This is a genomic window from Pseudomonas peli, from assembly GCF_050563605.1.
GTDB lineage: Bacteria > Pseudomonadota > Gammaproteobacteria > Pseudomonadales > Pseudomonadaceae > Aquipseudomonas > Aquipseudomonas peli_A.
The window spans coordinates 1-224 of record NZ_JBNXUH010000138.1; the positions used below are offsets into that span (position 1 = coordinate 1).

At 56.7% G+C, this 224-nt stretch carries 1 pseudogene; it reads right to left on the reverse strand.

The window, feature by feature from the left end:
- Positions 1-155 (reverse strand): annotated as a pseudogene (locus ACQ4LH_RS21305) (GGDEF domain-containing protein); the annotation flags it as partial.
- Positions 156-224: the final 69 nt, after the last annotated feature.

The following is a 224-nucleotide window of genomic DNA, read 5'->3' on the forward strand; positions in this document are numbered from 1 at the left end:
CGGAGATGTGTATAAGAGACAGNNAGCATGCACAGTGGCTTGCCATTGAAGGCACTGCGGGTGCTTTCGCGCTCGAATATATGTTCCAGCCAACGGCGGTTATAGGCGCCGGTGAGAGCGTCGATATTGGCGGTCTGTTCGCTGTCGAGGATGATYCGGKTGNCCTTTGTGCCCMCCGGSGCAGCCGTCTCTTTTAAACATCTCCCCGCCCCCCAGAAGAAAAG